Source organism: Cellulosimicrobium sp. CpK407 (assembly GCF_051844275.1).
In the GTDB taxonomy this organism is placed as follows: Bacteria; Actinomycetota; Actinomycetes; order Actinomycetales; family Cellulomonadaceae; genus Cellulosimicrobium; species Cellulosimicrobium cellulans_G.
Genome location: NZ_JBGNYC010000032.1, coordinates 37,909 through 56,230, shown reverse-complemented (window position 1 = coordinate 56,230; position 18,322 = coordinate 37,909). Strand labels below are relative to the sequence as shown.

The 18,322-nt window shown below is 74.3% G+C and carries 13 protein-coding genes and 1 pseudogene; 4 read left to right on the top strand and 10 right to left on the bottom strand.

Annotated elements, in window-relative coordinates; genetic code table 11:
• The 3 genes and pseudogenes from ABWU78_RS14305 to ABWU78_RS14295 all read left to right on the top strand — a co-directional run.
• Nucleotides 1–148: pseudogene (locus ABWU78_RS14305) on the top strand (glucosamine-6-phosphate deaminase); the annotation flags it as partial.
• Nucleotides 149–487: 339 nt separating this feature from the next.
• On the top strand, nucleotides 488–1,159 hold the full coding sequence (locus tag ABWU78_RS14300; RefSeq protein WP_353707039.1) for a peptidase: 672 nt from the start codon (nucleotides 488–490) through the stop codon (nucleotides 1,157–1,159).
• Nucleotides 1,160–1,375: 216 nt separating this feature from the next.
• On the top strand, nucleotides 1,376–3,589 hold the full coding sequence (locus tag ABWU78_RS14295) for a sialidase family protein (protein ID WP_439158756.1): 2,214 nt from the start codon (nucleotides 1,376–1,378) through the stop codon (nucleotides 3,587–3,589).
• Nucleotides 3,590–3,635: 46 nt separating this feature from the next.
• Here the strand turns inward: ABWU78_RS14295 and ABWU78_RS14290 are convergent, their stop codons facing one another.
• From ABWU78_RS14290 to ABWU78_RS14265, 6 genes are all read right to left on the bottom strand, one after another.
• On the bottom strand, nucleotides 3,636–4,289 hold the full coding sequence (locus tag ABWU78_RS14290) for a YrhK family protein (protein ID WP_253051719.1): 654 nt from the start codon (nucleotides 4,287–4,289) through the stop codon (nucleotides 3,636–3,638).
• Nucleotides 4,290–4,294: 5 nt separating this feature from the next.
• Nucleotides 4,295–5,665 (bottom strand): glutamate decarboxylase, encoded by a 1,371-nt coding sequence (locus tag ABWU78_RS14285; protein WP_253051718.1) that lies wholly within the window; start codon nucleotides 5,663–5,665, stop codon nucleotides 4,295–4,297.
• A gap of 58 nt (nucleotides 5,666–5,723) precedes the next feature.
• Nucleotides 5,724–6,101, bottom strand: coding sequence for an SHOCT domain-containing protein (locus ABWU78_RS14280; RefSeq protein WP_253051717.1), 378 nt, complete (start codon nucleotides 6,099–6,101; stop codon nucleotides 5,724–5,726).
• 32 nt (nucleotides 6,102–6,133) lie between these two features.
• Nucleotides 6,134–6,454, bottom strand: a complete 321-nt coding sequence (locus ABWU78_RS14275) for an SHOCT domain-containing protein (protein ID WP_253051716.1) — start codon at nucleotides 6,452–6,454, stop codon at nucleotides 6,134–6,136.
• Nucleotides 6,455–6,478: 24 nt separating this feature from the next.
• Complete coding sequence (locus tag ABWU78_RS14270) at nucleotides 6,479–6,955, bottom strand: DUF6325 family protein (protein WP_439158755.1); 477 nt, start codon at nucleotides 6,953–6,955, stop codon at nucleotides 6,479–6,481.
• 124 nt (nucleotides 6,956–7,079) lie between these two features.
• Nucleotides 7,080–9,446 carry an arylsulfatase gene (locus ABWU78_RS14265; protein WP_253051714.1) on the bottom strand — a complete coding sequence of 789 codons (2,367 nt, stop codon included), beginning with the start codon at nucleotides 9,444–9,446 and terminating at the stop codon, nucleotides 7,080–7,082.
• Between the two features lie 129 nt (nucleotides 9,447–9,575).
• Between ABWU78_RS14265 and ABWU78_RS14260 the strand changes: the two genes are divergently transcribed.
• Nucleotides 9,576–10,748 (top strand): epoxide hydrolase family protein, encoded by a 1,173-nt coding sequence (locus tag ABWU78_RS14260; RefSeq protein ID WP_439158754.1) that lies wholly within the window; start codon nucleotides 9,576–9,578, stop codon nucleotides 10,746–10,748.
• A 7-nt stretch (nucleotides 10,749–10,755) separates the two neighbouring features.
• On the opposite strand, the gene ABWU78_RS14255 is transcribed toward ABWU78_RS14260, so the two are convergent.
• The 4 genes from ABWU78_RS14255 to ABWU78_RS14240 form a co-directional block, all read right to left on the bottom strand.
• Nucleotides 10,756–12,678, bottom strand: a complete 1,923-nt coding sequence (locus tag ABWU78_RS14255; protein WP_439158753.1) for a heavy metal translocating P-type ATPase — start codon at nucleotides 12,676–12,678, stop codon at nucleotides 10,756–10,758.
• Between the two features lie 149 nt (nucleotides 12,679–12,827).
• Nucleotides 12,828–15,062, bottom strand: a complete 2,235-nt coding sequence (locus ABWU78_RS14250; protein ID WP_439158752.1) for an AAA family ATPase — start codon at nucleotides 15,060–15,062, stop codon at nucleotides 12,828–12,830.
• A 50-nt stretch (nucleotides 15,063–15,112) separates the two neighbouring features.
• Nucleotides 15,113–15,484, bottom strand: a complete 372-nt coding sequence (locus ABWU78_RS14245) for a carboxymuconolactone decarboxylase family protein (protein ID WP_439158751.1) — start codon at nucleotides 15,482–15,484, stop codon at nucleotides 15,113–15,115.
• Between the two features lie 205 nt (nucleotides 15,485–15,689).
• The gene (locus ABWU78_RS14240) at nucleotides 15,690–18,281 is read right to left on the bottom strand and encodes a TIM-barrel domain-containing protein (RefSeq protein WP_439158750.1); all 2,592 of its coding nucleotides are present in this window, start codon (nucleotides 18,279–18,281) and stop codon (nucleotides 15,690–15,692) included.
• Nucleotides 18,282–18,322: the final 41 nt, after the last annotated feature.

Here is an 18,322-nt window from a genome sequence, read left to right as displayed (position 1 = left end):
TCCGATCTCGGCGTTGTGGCCCGCGACGATCATGCAGATGCACCCGCACGCGACGGTGCTGGTCGACGACGCGGCGGCCTCGCGCCTGCAGCTCGGGGACTACTACCGCCAGACGTACGCGTCCAAGCCGGACTGGCAGGGCCTGTAGACCCTCCGCCGGGCGCCGAGAACGACGCCGCTCGCCGTCGAGCACGACGTTGCTGTCGCTTTCGCCCCGATAACGACACCAGTGTCGTTCTCGGCGCCGGACATTCACCCGGCATCGAACTGGACGCCTGTCCAGTTGCCTGTCTAGCGTGGGGGACAGCCGGTGCCCGTACGCTCAGCCCCCTGCCAGTGCGGGCACCGGCGATCACGGCGGTGCCGCCTCACGCGTCCGACACGCCCGCGCCCTTGCCACCCCGAACCGCCGGTCCGCCGGTGGCACGGTCGCGCCCCAGGACGGTACCCGTCGCGCTCGACCGACCACGACCCGACGGGACCCACCATGAGCACCACGACCGGACGCCGCACCCTGGTGCGGGCCACCACCGCCGCCCTCGCCGCCTCCGCCGCGCTCCTCGCCGGCCCGGCCGCCCACGCCGCGGAGGACGACACCTACGTGCCGTCCCAGCCGTCGATGCGCCTCACGACCCTCGTCTCGGCGTGCGAGGACGACGCCGCGTACCTCGACTACGCGATCGAGGTCGAGGGCACCGACCACGACACCGTCACGGTCACCTGGATCAACCCCGACGGCGAGAGCGTCGTCACGTCCGGGCTGCCGCTCCAGGGCCGCCTGCTGTGGCCGGGCTCCGTCGTCGACGACCAGGGCAAGGGCGTCGACTGGCCGGGGTGGCGCCTCGAGGACGGCGAGTGGGTCGAGGGCGACGAGTACGACTGGGTGCGCCCCGCCGTCGACGTGAGCTTCGAGGTCAACCCGCACGTCCTGGTGACCACGGTCTACCCGCCCTCGTCGCCCGACTGCGCGACGAACCCGCCCGGGCACGACGACCCGGTCGAGGTCGTCCCCGTCTCGAACGAGGTGAGCGCGTCCGCGTCGAACCCGAGCCTGGCGGAGACCGGCGCGACGGTCGGGCTGTACGCGGCCCTCGCCGCCGGCCTCGCCGCGGTGGGCGCCGCCATCGTGCTCCTGTCGCGCCGCGCGCGCCGAGGCTGAGACCCCCGCACCACCACCCCGCGACGCCCGCCGGACGCAGACCCCTGCGACCGGCGGGCGTCGTGCTGCGTCACGGCCCCTCCCCTTGACCCGCGCGCCCCCTCGGGCTACCTTCCTGACGTCAGACATCTGACGTCATCTGTTCAAGCGTCCTCGGCAGCGTCGCCGCGTTCCACGTCGTCCCCGCCGCGCCGAGCACCGACCGGAAGGAACGGCATGATCGGACACCTCCGCAGACCCGCGCGCCGCGCGCTGACCCTCGCCACCGCGCTCGCGCTGGGCGTGGGCGGTGCCGTCGTCCCCGTCACGACGGCGGCCGCGCACCACGCCACCCTCGCGCCGGACCACGACCTCGCTCCCGCGACGGGCGGCCCGGGCACGTACACCGAGCAGCAGCTCGCGACGAACGGCCAGGGCGGCTTCCCCAACTACCGGATCCCGGCGCTCACCGTCGCACCCAACGGCGACGTCCTCGCCTCCTACGACGGCCGCCCCACCGCGGCCGACTCCCCCGGGCCGAACTCGATCCTCCAGCGCCGGTCCACCGACGCGGGCGTCACGTGGGGCCCGCAGGAGGTCGTCGCTGCCGGGAAGACCACCGCGCCGATCGAGGGCTACTCGGACCCGAGCTACGTCGTCGACCGCGAGACCGGGACCGTCTTCAACTTCCACGTGAAGTCGTACGACCAGGGCTTCGGCGGCTCCCAGCCGGGGGTCGACCCGAGCGCCCGCAACGTCATCCACGCGAACGTGTCCGCCTCGACCGACGACGGTCGCACGTGGACCCACCGCACCATCACGGCCGACGTCACGGCCGACCTGGGCTGGCGCTCGCGCTTCGCCGCCTCGGGCCAGGGCATCCAGCTCCGCTACGGCGAGCACGCGGGGCGCCTGCTCCAGCAGTACACGATCATCAACGGCTCGGGGCAGTTCCAGGCCGTGTCCGTGTACTCCGACGACCACGGCGCGACGTGGCAGGTCGGGACCCCCGTCGGCACCGGCATGGACGAGAACAAGACGGTCGAGCTCTCGGACGGGCGCGTCATGCTCAACTCGCGCGACTCGGCGCGCTCGGGCTTCCGCAAGGTGGCCTACTCGACCGACGGCGGCGTGACCTACGGCGCGGTGACCCTCGACCGCGAGCTGCCCGACCCGACGAACAACGCGGCGATCGTGCGGGCGTACCCGAACGCGCCGCAGGGCTCCGCCGAGGCCAAGGTGCTCCTCTTCTCCAACGCCGCCTCGCAGTCCGGTCGCGTCAACGGCACGGTCCGCGTCAGCTACGACGACGGCGAGACCTGGCCCGTCGCACGGGTCTTCCAGCCGGGAGGCATGGCGTACTCCACCCTCGCGACGCTTCCCGACGGCACGGTCGGCCTGCTCTACGAGCCCGACGGCGGCGGCGGGGGCATCCGGTTCGCCAAGCTCGACCACGACTGGCTCCTCGCCGCGCCGAGCAGCACGCCGGGCGACATCGAGGTGACGCGAGCGAGCGTGACGAGCACGGCTCCCGCGGGCGGGTACGGCGTCGGCGACGTCGTCACGTACTCGTTCACGGTGACGAACCTGTCCGACGCCGTCACGACGGTCTCCCCGACCGGGGACCTCGAGCGGTTCGACCCGGCCCAGGGCGCGCCGAACTGCCGCTTCCGCGACCTCGCCGCGCGCGCCGCGTACACGTGCACGTCCGCGCGGCACACGGTCACGCAGGCCGACCTCGACGCCGGGTTCTTCGCGCCGCGCACGACCTGGACGTCGACCTCCGGCACGACCGTCACCACGGTCGAGCACGACGGCCCGGCCGTCTACTTCGGGGCGCCCGGGAACATCTCGGTCCAGGGGGTGCACGCGAACCCGCAGGAGACGTACGCCGTCGGCGACGTCCTGCGGTTCACGTACACGGTCCGCAACCTCTCCACGACGGCGACCTCGGTGGTCCCCACGGGCAACCTCGCCGGTCTCGACCCCGCGAACGCAGCCCAGAACTGCCGCTACCGCACCCTGCCGGCCGAGGGGTCGTACACGTGCACGTTCGCGCACCACGTGGTGACCCAGGGCGACCTCGACCGCGGGTCGTTCACGCCCGACACGACGTGGACGTCGACGGCGGGGTCGAGCGTGACCGTCGTCGAGCTCGACGGTCCGACGGTCGAGCTCGGCAGCGCGGTCCCGCTCGACGTGCGGGCGACGAGCCGGTGCCTCGCGGGCCGGGCGTACGTGGCCGTCACGGCGCGCAACACCGGGGACGCCCCCGCCGACGTCACCCTGCGCACGCCGTACGGCGAGCGCACGGTCGCGGGCGTGGCCCCGGGCGGCTCGGCGTACCAGTCGTTCGCGGTGCGCACGGCCTCGGTCGACGCGGGGACCGCGAGCGCCGCGACCGGACCCGGTTCGGTCGAGGCCGCCTACGCGGCCACGACCTGCGCCTGACGCGCGAGCGCCGCGCACCCGGTCGAGCGACGCACCCCGACGTGCGTCACACGACCGGGTGCGCGGCGCTCGGCGCCGGCACGTCGACCGTCCGCCGCGACAGCAGCGCCGCGACGAGGAAGCACACCGCCCCGACGAGCGTGCCCGCGTCGTCCCACCACTCGCTCACGTAGGTGCCCGTGGCCGGGGAGACGTACGCCCCGACCGCCGACGCGCCGAACGCGACGGACCCGACCAGGTTGAGCCACGTGCCGTGCCAGGTGCGGGCGTCGCGGTCCCACAGGTGCCCGCGGTCGCGCGTCGCGACGACGGCGAACGCCGAGGAGACGAGGAACGCGACGGACCCGTAGGCGTCGGGCTTCCAGCCCACGCCCAGCCGCGTCGGGTCGTGGACCGCCGCCACGAGCGCCGCGGTCGTGCTCACGTTGAAGCAGAGCGTGCCGACGAGCTGGACGGCCGCCGCCCACCAGTCCCACCGGTCGGCCGGGTGGGTCCCGGCACGCGGCGGACGCCGCCCGCTCAGGCCGAGCTGCACGAACGCGGCGGCGGTGAAGAACACCGCGCCGACGACGAACGTGACGTTCGTGGCCACCGCGCCGACGGCGTCGGCGTAGGGCGGGAGCGCCCCGACGAGGAAGCACAGCGAGCCGACCGCGAACCCCCACGCCTCGCGCCGCAGACGACGCTCCCGCCGGTCCACGACCGTCAGTGGTGGAAGCCCGAGCGTCGGCCCTCGGCGGGCATGGGCGACGTGAGCCCGTCGAGCCACGCCGTCTCGACCCGGATGTCCTCCAGCAGGTCGTCCGCGAGGTCGCGGCTCACGCCGTTGCGCACGACGATCCGCTGCACGGTGAGGTCGGCGAGGTCGTCGGGCATCGGGTAGGCGGGAACGAGCCATCCCTTCATGCGCAGCCGGTCCGAGAGGTGGTAGAGGTCCCAGTTCTCCGTGTGGCCCGGCCTGAGACGCCAGGCGAACACGGGGATGTCGGACCCGTCGTTCCACAGGTCGAACGCGCCGATGCCCTCGATCCCGTGCGCGAGGTACTTCGCGACGTCCTGGCACTCCTGCTGGATCGCGGTGTACCCCTCCCGCCCGAGCCGCAGGAACTGGTAGTACTGCAGCAGGACCTGGGCGCCGGGCCGGGAGAAGTTGAGCGCGAGGGTCGGCATGTCCCCGCCGAGGTAGCTCACGCGGAAGACCAGCTCCTCGGGCAGGGCGTCGAGCGTGCGCCACACGACCCAGCCGACGCCGGGGTACACGAGGCCGTACTTGTGGCCCGACGTGCTGATCGAGTGCACGCGCTCCAGGCGGAAGTCCCACACGACGTCCGGCTGCAGGAACGGCGCGATCATGGCGCCCGACGCCCCGTCCACGTGGATCGGGACGTCGAGACCGGTCCGCTCCTGGAGCGCGTCGAGCGCCGCCGCGATCTCCTGCACGGGCTCGTACATGCCCGTGTAGGTGACGCCCATGATCGCGACGACGCCGATCGTGTTCTCGTCGACGTACTGCTCGAGAGCGCTGCCGTCGAGGCACGGGTGCTCCTCGGTGATGGGCACGTAGCGCGCCTCGACCTCGAAGTAGTTGCAGAACTTCTCCCAGCACACCTGCACGGCCGAGCTCATGACGAGGTTCGGCCGGTCCGCCGGCTTCCCCGCGGCCCGTCGCGCGAGCTGCCACCGCCGCTTGAGCGCGAGGCCTCCGAGCATGCACGCCTCGGACGACCCGATGGTCGACGTGCCGATGCAGTCCCGCACGTCCGGCACGTTCCACAGCGACCCGAGGATGCGCCAGCAGTTCTCCTCGACCGCAGCCGTGCGCGGGTACTCGTCCTTGTCGACCATGTTCTTGTCGTAGACCTCGGCGTAGAGGCGGTCCGCCTCGTCGCCCATCCACGTCGCGACGAACGTCGCGAGGTTGAGGCGCGAGTTGCCGTCCAGCATCACCTCGTCGTGGACCACCTGGTAGGCGGACGTCGGCTCCATCTCGGCGTCCGGCAGGGTGAAGCGTGGCGCCACCGCCCGCACGCCGGGTCGCGTGTAGGTCGGGCGCAGGACGTGCTGCTCGTCGGTCATGCTGGTTCCTCCCGACACGCCGGGTTCCGGCTCGTTCGATGGTCCTGGCGAGGTCGCGTCAGGCGAGGGCCTTGGCCTTGAGAGCGGAGAACTCCCGCTCGTCGATCGCACCCGCGTCGAGCAGCGCCTTCGCGTCCGCGATCTGCGACGACGGGGACGAGCCCGCGACGCCGCGGATGTACGCGTCGGTCGCCGCCTGGGCGCTCGCGACGCTCTGCGCGTGCCGCTCGCCCATGCCCTTGCCGCGCGCGATCAGGTAGACGAGCGCCGACAGGAACGGCACGACGATCAGCGCGAGCAGCCACACCGCCTTCCACCACCCGCTCAGGTGCCGGTCGCGGAACAGGTCCGCGACGATCTGGAAGAGGATCACCAGATACATGACGAAGAAGAACCACCACACCATGAGCCAGAACCAGTCCCAGAACGTGTCCATGTCCGTGCCTTTCGTGTCGGGGTCGTCCTCGCTCAGTCCGCGAGGATGCGTGCTTTCTGCGCCTCGAACTCCGCGGGGCTGAGCACCCCCTGGTCCCGCAGCGCGGCGAGCTGCGTGAGCTGCGCGATGCGCGCGTCCATGTCCGGCGCCGCCGCGGGCTCGGGGGCAGGCGGCGGCGCGTAGGCCGGCTGCGGGGCCGCGTACTGCTGCGGGGGCGGCGCGTACTGCGGCTCCTGCGCGGCCTCCTGCGCGGCCCAGCGCCCCGCCTGGCGACGGGAGACACGGTTGGAGACGGCGGTCGCGGTTCCGGCGACGACGGCGGTGCGCGCGACACCGCGGATCAGTCCAGGCACGGGGTCCTCCTTCGGGCGGCCGGATCAGGCGTCCGGCTCGGTGGCGTCCAGCGACGCGATGAGCGCCTGGACCGGGATGCGCCCGCTCGCGACGAGCTGGGCGCTGTTGCGGCGCAGGGCGGTCGCGAAGGGCGCCGCCCAGACGTTCTCGTAGACCAGCACGACGGCCGTCATGCCGGGCTCGACGGCGCTCGCGGCCTCGTCGAGGTCGTCGTCGCCGAGCAGGCCCGACCGAGCGCCCTCGAACACCGCGAGCTCGGTCGACCCGTCGTCGAGCTCCTCGAGGCCGAGGCCGACGACGCTCCCGTCGTCCTCCCGGCGCACGACCACGAGGTCGAGCACCCGGATGATCCCGCGGTCCACGAGGTCGACGAGGTGCGGGAAGGCGGCGTCGCCCGTCGCGCGGTCCGTCGGCAGCTCGATGACCAGGAAGTCGATCGGCCCGCTCTCCTCGAGGTCGCCGAGCTCGCTCCCGACCCCGTCGCTGAGTTCCTGCGTCATCGTCGCGTCCTCTCCGCGTCCGTCCCGCGCGCCGTGCGCGGGTGTGTCCTCAGGCTCGTCGTCGCCGTCGGCCGCGTCCTCACCCAGAACGAGTGAACTCCCGACCGGCCGCGCCGCCCGGCGCCTACCGGTCCGTCCCGTCGGTCGCGGGCAGCAGGTACTCCACGTGCACGGCGTCGATGCGTCCGTCGAGCGCGAACGGCATGCGGTCCGCGTACGCTCGTGACACCGCGCCGCCGTACGCGCGCCCGACGTCGAGGCAGTCGTTCGCGGAGAACAGCAGCGGCGCGCTCACGGGCACCGTGCCCGAGCCGACGTCGGCGCCGTCGACGCGGAGGACGACCTCGAGCGGACCGCCGGGCCGCGGCTCGACGTACGTCGTCACGACCTCCACCGTGTGGTCGCCGGCCGCGAGCGGTGCGCTCGACCGGACGACGGTCCGCTGGATGAGGAACAGGTTGTACTCGTACGTGAGGACGCCGTCGAGGAGGAAGCACGTGAGCCCGCCGCCCGCTCCCCCGAGCTTGTAGAGGACGCCGTTCGCGGCGTCGGGCACGGAGAGCCGGATCTCGACCCGGTTGGGGCGGTTGCCCAGCGCGGGCGCGCAGAACTCCGGGACGCGCACCGTGTCCCCGGACAGGTCCCACTCCGTGTACGGCGGGCTGATCCGGTCCTCGGGGTGCATCGCCGGGACCCACAGGCCGCCGCCCACGGGCAGGACGTCGTTGCGTGCGGCCTCGATCGCGAACAGCTCCTTGAGCTGGGCGAGCTTCTCGGGGTGCTGCGCGGCGAGGTCGTGCGCCTGGCTCCAGTCCTCGTCGAGGTGGTAGAGCTCCCAGGGGTCGTCGTCCGGGGTCCAGGTCCGGATCCCGGCCGGCATCCCCTGCACCCACGGCAGGCGCGGACCGGTCGCCGAGGCCATCCAGCCGTCGGCGTAGATCGACCGGCTGCCCATGATCTCGAAGTACTGCGTCCGACGACGGCCCTCGGCACCGGCGTCGTCGATCGAGTACGCGAAGCTCGTCCCGTCGATCGGGTCCTGCGGGACGCCGTTCACCGTCTCGGGGTGGGAGATGCCGAGGATCTCGTAGATCGTCGGCACGAGGTCGACGACGTGGTGGAACTGCGTGCGCGGCACGGGGTCCGGCTCGATGCGACCGGGCCAGCTCACGAACATCGGGTTGCGCGTGCCGCCCAGGTGGGACGCGAGGAGCTTCATGCCCTGGTACGGCGACGACCCGGCCCACGCCCACGCGGCGTGGTACTGGTTGTCCGTCGCCGGGGTGCCGAGGGCGTCGAGCCCGCCGAGCTCCTCGAGCGCGGCGAGGTGCTGCTCGACCGTCGAGGGGATGCCGTTCTGGGCCAGCAGCTCGCTGATCGTCCCGTTCTGCCCCTCGCCCGACGACCCGTTGTCGCCCCAGATGTAGACGACGATCGTGTCGTCCGCGTACCCCAGCCGCTCGACCTCGTCGAGCAGCCGGCCGGCCTGCACGTCCGCGTGCTCGCCGAACCCGGCCGCGACCTCCATGAGCCGCGCCTGGAACGCCTTCTGGTCGTCGGGGATGTCGTCCCACCCGGCGAGACCGTCCGGACGCGGCGTGAGCTCGGCGTCCTCGGGCACCCAGCCCGCCGCCTTCGCGCCCGCGAGCGCCCGCTCCCGGTAGACGTCCCAGCCGTCGTCGAACGCCCCGGCGTACCGGTCCGCCCACTCCTTCATGATGTGGTGCGGCCCGTGCAGCGCGCCGGTCGCCCAGTAGACGAAGAACGGCTTGTCCGGCGCGTTCGCCTTGTGGTCGCGGAGCCAGCGCATCGCGTCGTCGGCGATGTCCTCGCTGAGGTGGTACCCCTCCTCCGGGGTCTTCGGCGGGAGCGTCGGGGTCGTGTTGCGCACCAGGTGCGGCTCGTACTGCGACGCCTCGCCCGCGAGGAAGCCGTAGAAGTACTCGAACCCGTACCCGGTGGGCCAGCGGTCGAACGGGCCGGCCGCCGTCGTCTCCTCCGCCGGGGTGTTGTGCCACTTGCCCCACGCTCCGGTCGCGTAGCCGTACTGGCGCAGCACCTCGGCGATCGTCGCGCTGCTCTTCGGGATGTGCCCGGAGTAGCCGTCCCAGTCGTTCGCGAGCTCCGCGATCTGCCCGTTGCCGACCCGGTGGTGGTTGCGCCCGGTGAGCAGGGACGCGCGCGTCGGGGAGCACATCGCGGTGGTGTGGAACCGGTTGTACCCGATGCCGTTCGCGCGGACCCGGTCGAGCGTCGGGGTGCGCACGGCGCCGCCCAGCGTCGTCGGGAGCGCGGGCCCGGCGTCGTCGATGAGGATCACGACGACGTTCGGGGCGTCCGCGGGCAGGTGCCGCTCGGGCGGGCGCGGAGAGTACGTGGACTCCTGGATCGTGCGTCCGGCGACGCTGCCGGACCGACGGGGCGGGAACGGCAGCGATCGCTCGGCGGGCAGCGGCGGTCCGACGACCGTACGGCGGGGCTCGTCACTCATCGACTTCTCCTGTCTGTCCAGGACCTCACGGACGGCGCTCTCGACCGTAGGTCCGCCACCACGGGCAGGGCATCACGCAGATCGCGCGAACGACGCTCCCGCGCTCCGGGCCCGGCTAACCTCGGTCGCATGGCGCACCTCGTGACCGACCTGGAGGACTACACCCCGCGGATCTCCGAGGCGGTGGTCGCGGACCTCCGGTCCCGCCTCCGCGCGACCCGGTGGGTCGACGCCCCGGACGGGCTCGGGTGGGACGCCGGCACCGACGTCGCGTACCTGCGCGACCTCGTCGCGTACTGGGCCGACGGCTTCGACTTCGCCGCGCACCAGGCACGGCTCTCCGCGCTCCCGAGCCGGCGCGCCTCGATCGACGGCACCCGCGTCCACCTCCTCCACGCGCTCGCGAGCCCGCGTCCTGGCGACCCGTCCCCGCTCCCGCTCCTGCTCGCGCACGGCTGGCCCGACTCGGCGTGGCGGTACCGCAAGGTCGTGCCGCTCCTGACCGACGCGGGCGAACCCGCGGCCCCGGGTGAGGCGGGTCGACGCACCTTCGACCTCGTCGTCCCCGACATGCCCGGCTTCGGGTTCTCCGACGTCCCCTCCGGCCCGGCCCCGGACAACCGGACGGTCGCCGCCCTGTGGGCGGAGCTCATGACCGCCCTCGGCTACGACCGGTTCCTCGTCGCGGGCGGAGACATGGGCAGCCACGTCGCCCGGTTCCTCGCGCTCGACTTCCCCGACCGGGTGATCGCGGTGCACCGCACCGACGCCGGGCTGCCCGTGTTCACGGGCGACCCCGCGTCCCTCACGCCCCAGGAGCGCGACTGGCTGGAGGAGAGCGCGCGGTGGCGCACGGCCGAGGGCGGCTACGCCGCCGTGCAGGCCACCAAGCCGCAGTCGCTCGCGGTCGGCCTCACCGACTCCCCCGCCGGTCTCGCGGCGTGGGTCGTCGAGAAGCTGCGGTCGTGGAGCGACTGCGGGGGCGACCTCGAGTCGGTGTACACGCGGGACGAGGTCCTCGACCTCCTCACCGAGCACTGGGCGGCCGCGAACGTCGGGTCCGGCGTCCGCGCCTACCGGGCGAACGCCGCGATCCCCCGCGAGCAGCTCGCCCGCTACGTCGACGTGCCGTCCGGGTTCTCCGTGTTCGCGGGCGACGTCGTCCGGCCCCCGCGTGCGTGGCTCGACCGCGTCGCGCACACCGTGTACGCGACCGAGCCGTCGCGCGGCGGGCACTTCGCCCCGTTCGAGCAGCCCGAGGTCTACGCCCACGAGCTGCGGGCGTTCTTCGGCCGGTTCTAGCCGCCCGTCAGGCTGCCGTGCGCGCTCTCGTCGCTGGTCGTGGGCTCGGTGCCGGGGCTGCCTCTGCTGCCGCGGACCGGCTCCGGCGCAGGCGAGGGAGCCGGACGGTACGGCCGGCCGCACGCAGCGCCCAGGCGATCGCGAGGACGTCGACGGCCTCCTGGAGCCACGCGCCCACCACCGCCGGCAGAGCACCCGTGGTCGCGACGAGCATGAGGGCGACGCTCACGGCGATCCCGATCCAGATGCTCTGGCGGGCGACGTCGACGGTGCGGCGCCCGATCTCCAGCGTCTCGGCCACGCGCCCGACCTCGTCGGGGAGGATGACGACGTCGGCGGACTCGGTCGCGGCGCTCGAGCCGCGGGCGGCCATGGCGATGCCGACGTCGGCCGCGGCGAGCACCGGGGCGTCGTTGACGCCGTCCCCGACCATGACCACGGGCCGCTCGGGCACGTCGCGCACGGCCGCGACCTTGTCCGCGGGCAGGCACCCGGCGCGGACGTCGTCGATGCCGACCTGGTCGGCGACGGCGCGGGCCGTCGCCTCCTCGTCGCCCGTGACCATGAGGACGTGGCGGATGCCGTGCGCGCGCAGGCCGGCCACCGTCTCCGCCGCGTCGGCGCGCACCTCGTCGCGCAGGACGAGGCACCCGGCGTAGGCGCCGTCGACCGCGACGTGGACGGCGAGCTCGCCCGGGGTGAGCCCGGGCACGGGCACCTCGGACCCGGTCTGCTCGGCCACGAACGTCCGCTTGCCGACCACGACGCGGACGCCGTCGACGGTCGCGGTCACGCCACCGGCCGTCGTCTCGGTGACGTCCTGCGGCACCGGCAGCACGACACCGCGGGCCGTCGCGCCCCGCACGATCGCGTCAGCGAGCACGTGCACGGAGGCCTGCTCCGCCCCGGCTGCCAGACGCACCAGAGCGTCCGGGTCGAGGCCCCCCGCCGGGCGCACGTCGGTGAGCGCGGGTGTGCCGCGCGTGAGGGTGCCGGTCTTGTCGAAGGCGAAGGTCGCTGCCCGGTGCAGCTTCTCCAGCGTCGCGCTGGACCGGATGATCGCGCCACGGCGGGCCGCACGGCTCATGCCCGCCATGAACGCCACCGGCGCGCCGATGATGAGGGGGCAGGGCGTCGCCACGACGAGCACCTGGGCGAACCGGAGCGGTTCGCCCGAGGCCCACCAGGCGATCCCCGCGATCGCGAGCGCGAGCGCCGTGAACGGGAGGGCGTAGCGGTCGGCGAGACGCACCATCGGGGCGCGGCTCGCCGCGGCCTCCTCGACGAGCGCGACGATCCGCTGGTACTGCGAGTCCTCGGCGCGTCGGGTGACCCGGATCGTCACGGCGCCCGCGCCGTTGATCGCCCCCGAGTACACGGTGTCCCCCGCGACGCGCTCCTGCGGCAGCGACTCCCCGGTGAGCGACGCGTCGTCGAAGACCCCCGCGTCGGACACGAGGACGCCGTCGAGCGGCACGATCTCGTGCGCGCGGACCAGGACCCGCTCGCCCACCTCGACGTCGGCGACGTCGACGTCGCGCACCGCCTCGTCGGCGGTGAGGAGGTGCGCGGTACGCGGGGCGTTGGACACGAGCGAGGTCAGGTCCTTGCGCGCCCGGCCCGACGCGTACTCCTCCAGGGCCTCGCCGCCGGTGAGCATGAGCACGATGACGGCGGCCGCCCAGAACTCCCCCACCGCGATCGTCGACCCGATCGCCGTCACCGCGAGGATGTCGACGCCGAAGGTCCCCGAGCGCAGCTCCGCGACCATCGCGACCGCGGCCCGCAGCGCCATCGCGCCCGCGTAGACGCCCAGCACCCACGGCACGGCCTCGGGCCGCACCGCCGACAGCACGCCCGCGACGGCGATCACGGCGAGGGTCGCGGTCACGTACGGAAAGGCGCGCGCAGCAGAGAAAATGCGGCTCATGCCAAACATGTTTATCGATGATTCGCATTGATTCAAGCAAGCAGAGCCTTGCCGAACACCATTGATGGAAAGGCAAGAAAGGAAAGCCTCACCATAATGTGGGGGCCCGGGAATCGGGCGCCGGGGGCACGCGCTTCCTCCTCGGCGACCTAGCTCCCGAGGAGGCCGAGGGTCACGGCACGCTCCACGGCGGCGCCGCGCGTCGTGGCGCCGAGCTTGCGGTAGATCGCGCCGACCTGCGTGCTCACGGTGTTGCGGGAGACGAAGAGCCGACGGCCGATCTCGGCCATCGTGAGGTGGGTCTGGAGGTACGGCAGGAGGCGGAGCTCGGCCGGGGTGAGCGGCGGGGCGCCGCGCGTCGCGGCGACGGTCTCGAGCCGGGCCCGGAACGCGGCGACCTCGCCCACCAGGAGCCCCACACGGGGGCGGCGGCGCAGCAGCTCGGCCGCCTCGGCGGCGAGGTGGGTCGCCGTCGTGCGGTCCCCGAGGGCGAGGCACGCGTAGCCGAGCTGGAGCCGGACGCGCAGCGCGAGGTACGGCATGACGTACGTGCACGGCACGCGCGCCCGCATCCCGCGGGCGACGAACCGCTCCGCCGCGGTGCGCTCGCCCCGGTGCGCGGCGACGCGAGCACGCACGGCGAGAGCGATCGCCGTGGTCGAGTAGCCCTCCATGTGATGGTCGTCGACCGTGGCGACCGCGGCACGCGCGTGCCGTTCGGCCTCGTCCCACCGACCGTCGTCGATCGCGAGGATCCCCAGCTCCGCCTCGCTGAGCAGCACCGAGTCCGGGTTCCCCGCCTCCGTCCCGCACGCCACGGCCTCGACGAACGCCTCGCGCGCCGCGTCCCGGTCGCCCACGAGCAGGTGCGCGGAGCCGAGGAGGTGCAGCGCCTGGTCACGCCAGGGGCTCCACGCGGGCTCGTGCTCGACGGCGTAGGCCGCGCACGCGAGGGACGCCTCCGGCCCGTCGGCGCACATGGCGGCCCGCACCTGGCACCGGGCGGACTCGAGCGCGACCCGGTCCTCGTCGGGGAGGGGGTCGGCGTCGAAGCCCTCCAGCACGGCGGCCCACCGCTCGGCCGCCGGGGACTCGCCGAGCAGCAGCGCGCGCCACGCGGCGACCACCGTGAGCTCGGGGAACGCCTCGACCACGGCGTCGCCGAGCGTGTCGAGCCAGCGCGTCACGACGGCCACCCCGCCGTCCTGGTACGTCGACAGCGCGAGGCGCCCGACGAGGACGGCCGCCTCCTCGACGTCGCCCGCCGCGAGGAGGTGCTCGACCGCGCGGGCCTCCAGCCCCTCCTCGACGTGCCACGCGGCGGCGCGCCGGTGGAGCGGCGCGACGGCGTCGGGCTCGACCCGGTCGAGCTCCGCGAGCAGGAACTCGCGGAACAGCGCGTGGTAGCGGAACCAGCCGCGGTGGTGGTCGAGCGGGACCAGGAACAGGCTCGCGTCCTCCAGCTCGCGCAGCCGCTCCGCGGCGTCCGTGGTGCCGAGCAGGGCGTCGCACGTCGCCGCCGAGAGCTGGTCGAGGACGGCCGTGGCCCGCAGGAAGTGCTGGGTCCGCGCGGGGAGGAGGGTCATGCACTCGCGGTACAGGTAGTCGGCGACGAACCGGTCGGTCCCCGTGAGGGACGACGGGTCCTCGCCCTCGCGCACGAGCAGCGCGCAGAGGAAGACGCCCGTCGGCCAGCCCTCGCACCGCTCGACCACACGGTCCAGCGCCTCGTCCGAGACGACCCCGGCCGCGCGGAAGATCTCGCGCGCGCCGTCGGCGTCGACCCGCAGGTCGTCGGGGCCGACCTCGACGAGGTCGCCCTCCACGCGGCGTCGCGCGTCGTACCCCGGGGCGCGACGGCTCGCGACGACGACCTGCGACCCCCGCGGGACGCCGCCGAGCACGATCTCGAGCGCGTCCCGGCAGGATGCCGAGCCCGCCTCGTGGAGGTCGTCGACGAACAGGACGAACGGCGTGCCCGTGCGCGCGAGCGCCGACGCGAGCAGCGGGGCCGACCGGCCGAGCATCGCCGCGCCCGTGCCGCGCATCTCGGCCGCGACCGCGGCGACCTCGGGCGACACGCGCGCGCACGCGAGCGCGAGGAGCGTGAGCAGGGCGCCGGGGTCGTCGTCGAGCCGGTCGAGGCTGGCCCACGCGACCGCGCGGTCCTCGACGCTCGCCCACTCCGCGAGCATGGTCGTCTTGCCGTACCCCGGGGGAGCCGTCACCACGACGACCCGCGCGCCGTCGCGCCGCGCGCGCTCGACGAGCCCGCGCCGCGAGACCGCACCCCGGCGCGGCGCCGGAGGCTCGACCTTGCCCGCGAGCAGCGCGGTGCTGAGATCCGGTCGCGCGGTGACCGCCTGACGGCTCCCGTCGGACACGCGAGCAGCCTAGGAGCGGCCCCCGAGGCCCTCAACCGGAGCGGGGGAAATCACCCGGGGCGCCGGGGCGCGCCCTCCGCCGCCGCGTCGTCCGCGGCGGCGTCGGCGTCGTCCCACCCCTCGACGGGTTCCAGGCCCAGGGCGAGCGCGACCCGCGGCGCGGCCGCCACGACCGTCGGCAGCCCGACGACCGGCACGACCGCCGCGAGGACGCCCACCACCTCCGCCGGGTCGATCCCGGCCTCGACCGCGACGTCGATCTCGGCGCCGTACGTGGGGACCGACGCGCCGACGGCGACCGCGGCCGCGATCCGCACCAGGGCACGGTCGCGCCCGGACAGCGCGTCGTCCCCGAGCGCCGCGCCGTCGGCGACGCGCTCGTCGTTGATCGTGAGCCGCCGGAGCACCTCCGCATGGTCCACGCCGACCACCCACCCTTCCGACCCCGGCCCGGCCGGGGCCGCCCACCGCGCCTGTCCCCTGCCCGATCGCCCCTCCCCGCCAGCATGACGACGCCACGGCGCGGGGTCGTCACGCAGAACGCATGACGACCACGACGGGGCGCGGCGGCGCTCGTCCGGGTGCCGCGCCGCCCCAGCACGAACGGCGCGGCACCCCGATGGACCCTCAGGCCGGTCGGACGGCTTCCGACAGACCGATGAGGACGTCCCCGCCGGCGACGTGCTGCCCTGGCGCGCGGGCCAGGAGGATCTCGGTGAGCGCGGACTCGAGCGCGCGCGGCAGTCCGAGCGCGTGCAGGTGCGACACGCGCACCGACAGGGGCCGGTCCGCCGTGAGCACGCGGTGGGCGCGCTCCTTGTCGTCGTAGGGGACGCGAGCGCGGTCGAGCGCGGTGAACACGCGGGCCGCGACGTCGTTGTCCGCGAGGCGGGGGTCGTGACCGAGGTCGACGACGAGGCGGGACGTCGGTGCGACTGCCTCGACCGTGACGTGCAGCCCGTGGTCGTCGCGCTCGACGAGAGCGTCGGCAGGCGTGCCGTCGACCGTGACGACGGGCGCGACGTCGGCGGGGGCACGCAGGCCCCCGAGCGCCGGGAACGTCAGCGTCCAGCGCCGCGCCGCGGGGACCACGCGGACGTCGCCCTGGACGGGCCCGACGGCGGCGCGGCCCGCCGCCTGGTCGAACGTCACCGGCGTGCGCGCCTCGTGGGCGGGGTCCCCCGGGGTCTCCCGGAGCAGCCCGCCGGGGAGGCCACCCGACGGGAGGCCCTCCGCGTCCTCGACGAGGTCGAGCGCGCCGTCGGACCCGACGACGACGAGCACCTCGACGTGCTCGGGGTGCACGACGCCGTTGCCCGGGACGGTCGCGCCGTCGAGCGGCACGACCGCGCCGGTGCGCGCGAGGACGGGGATGCTCGCGAGGTCGCGATGCAGCCAGACCTCCCGGCCGCCGTCGTAGACGAGCCCGCCGAGCAGGTCGACCCACGTGCCCTCCGGGAGCCACGCGCGCACCGCGGCGGTTCCGGAGGCGCGGTCCGCCGGGGCGGTGATCGGCGCGACGACGAGCTCGGAACCGAAGAGGTACTGGTTGCGTGCCCTGTAGGCCTCGGGAGCCTCGGGCCACTCGTGGTAGAGCGGCTGGACGAGGGGGACGCCAGCGCGCGCGGCGCGGACGTTCATCGTGTGCAGGTACGGCAGCAGGCGGTGGCGCAGGCGCAGCGCCGCGACCTGCGCGTCGCGGGCCTCGGGGCCGAACGTCCACGGCTCCTTGCGCGTGAACGGGTTCCCCGCGGAATGCAGCCGCAGGATCGGGGAGAAGACGCCGAGCTGCACCCACCGCGTCGCGAGCTCGTCGTCCCTGGTGCCGTGCATGTGGCCGCCCACGTCGTGGCTCCACCACCCGTACCCGATGTTGCTCGCGGTCGCGGTGAAGTAGGGCTGGAAGTCGAGCGACTCCCACGAGATGACGGAGTCGCCCGAGAACCCGACCGGGTAGCGGTGGCTCCCCGGCCCGGCGTACCGGGAGAAGGTCAGGGCCCGCGTCGCCCGGCTCGCGGCGGCGCGCGACGCTTCACCCGCGTTGTCGAGGTAGTGCACGTGGTTGAGCATCCACAGCGGATCGATCCCGGGTACGCGCGAGACGCCGCCCTGCTGCCAGTCGACCCACCAGAAGTCGACGCCGTCGCGCTCGAGCCCGCGGTGCAGCACCTCGACGTAGGCGCGCAGGAAGTCGCGGTCGGTCGCGTCGAACGCGACCGGCTCGCCGCTCTCCGGGTCGAGCCCGAGCGCCTCCGCCATCGCCGGGTAGGCGTCCTCGAACGCCCGGACCCCGTCGGCAGGGTGCACGTTGAGCGTGACGCGGAGGCCGTCGTCGTGCAGCGACCGCAGGAACGCCGCCGGGTCGGGGAAGAGGTCGCGGTTCCAGGAGTACCCGGTCCAGCCGCTCCCGTGCCGGGGGTCGACGTCGGTCACGTGCCAGTCCATGTCGAGCACCGCGACCGACAGCGGGACGCCCTCGCGACGGAAGCGCCGCACGAGCTCGGCGTAGGAGTCGGCCGAGTACCGGTGGAACCTGCTCCACCACGTGCCGAGCGCGTACCGGGGCAGCACCGGCTGCGGCCCGGACAGCGCGTACAGCGCCCGGAGCGCGGCCCGGTAGTCGTGCCCGTACGCGAAGACGTAGAGGTCCTGGCGCGACCCGTCGCGCGGAGCGACCCAGCCGTCGTCGTCCAGGACGAGGCCGGCCGAGTCGTCGATCACGGCCCAGCCGTCGCGCGAGACGACCCCGGGGCCCAGCGGGACCGGGCCGTCCGCCTCGTCGAGCGTGCGCGCCGTCCCGCCGAGGTTGCCCGGCCCGTTCCCGACGGCGTCGGGCTCCACGGGGACGGCCGTCGCCGGGACGCCCGGCCCGCGCTGCCCGTACCGCCACACCCCGTGGTAGGCCGAGTGCGCGCCGAGCACCTCGACGCTGAGCCCGCTCGCGCTGAACGGCCCCCCGTCGTACCGCAGGCGCAGCCGGTCCGTGACGATCTCGACCCCGTCCGCGGGCCCGGTGCCGGGCCGGGTCACCCGGAAGTCCGGCACCGGCAGGTCGCGGTGCAGCGCGAACGCCGAGGCGCGGTCCTCGAACACGCCGTCCTCCGCGCGCTCGAGGCGCACCAACCCGTCGGCGAGCACCGTGATCCGGTACTGGTCGCCGAGGATCGTCGCCCCGGGGCGGGCGACGGGGCTGGTGGCGAGGCGGGGCGGGAAGGTCATGTGCGGCAGTTCCTGTCGGTGCGGGTTCGGGGGTGGTCGTG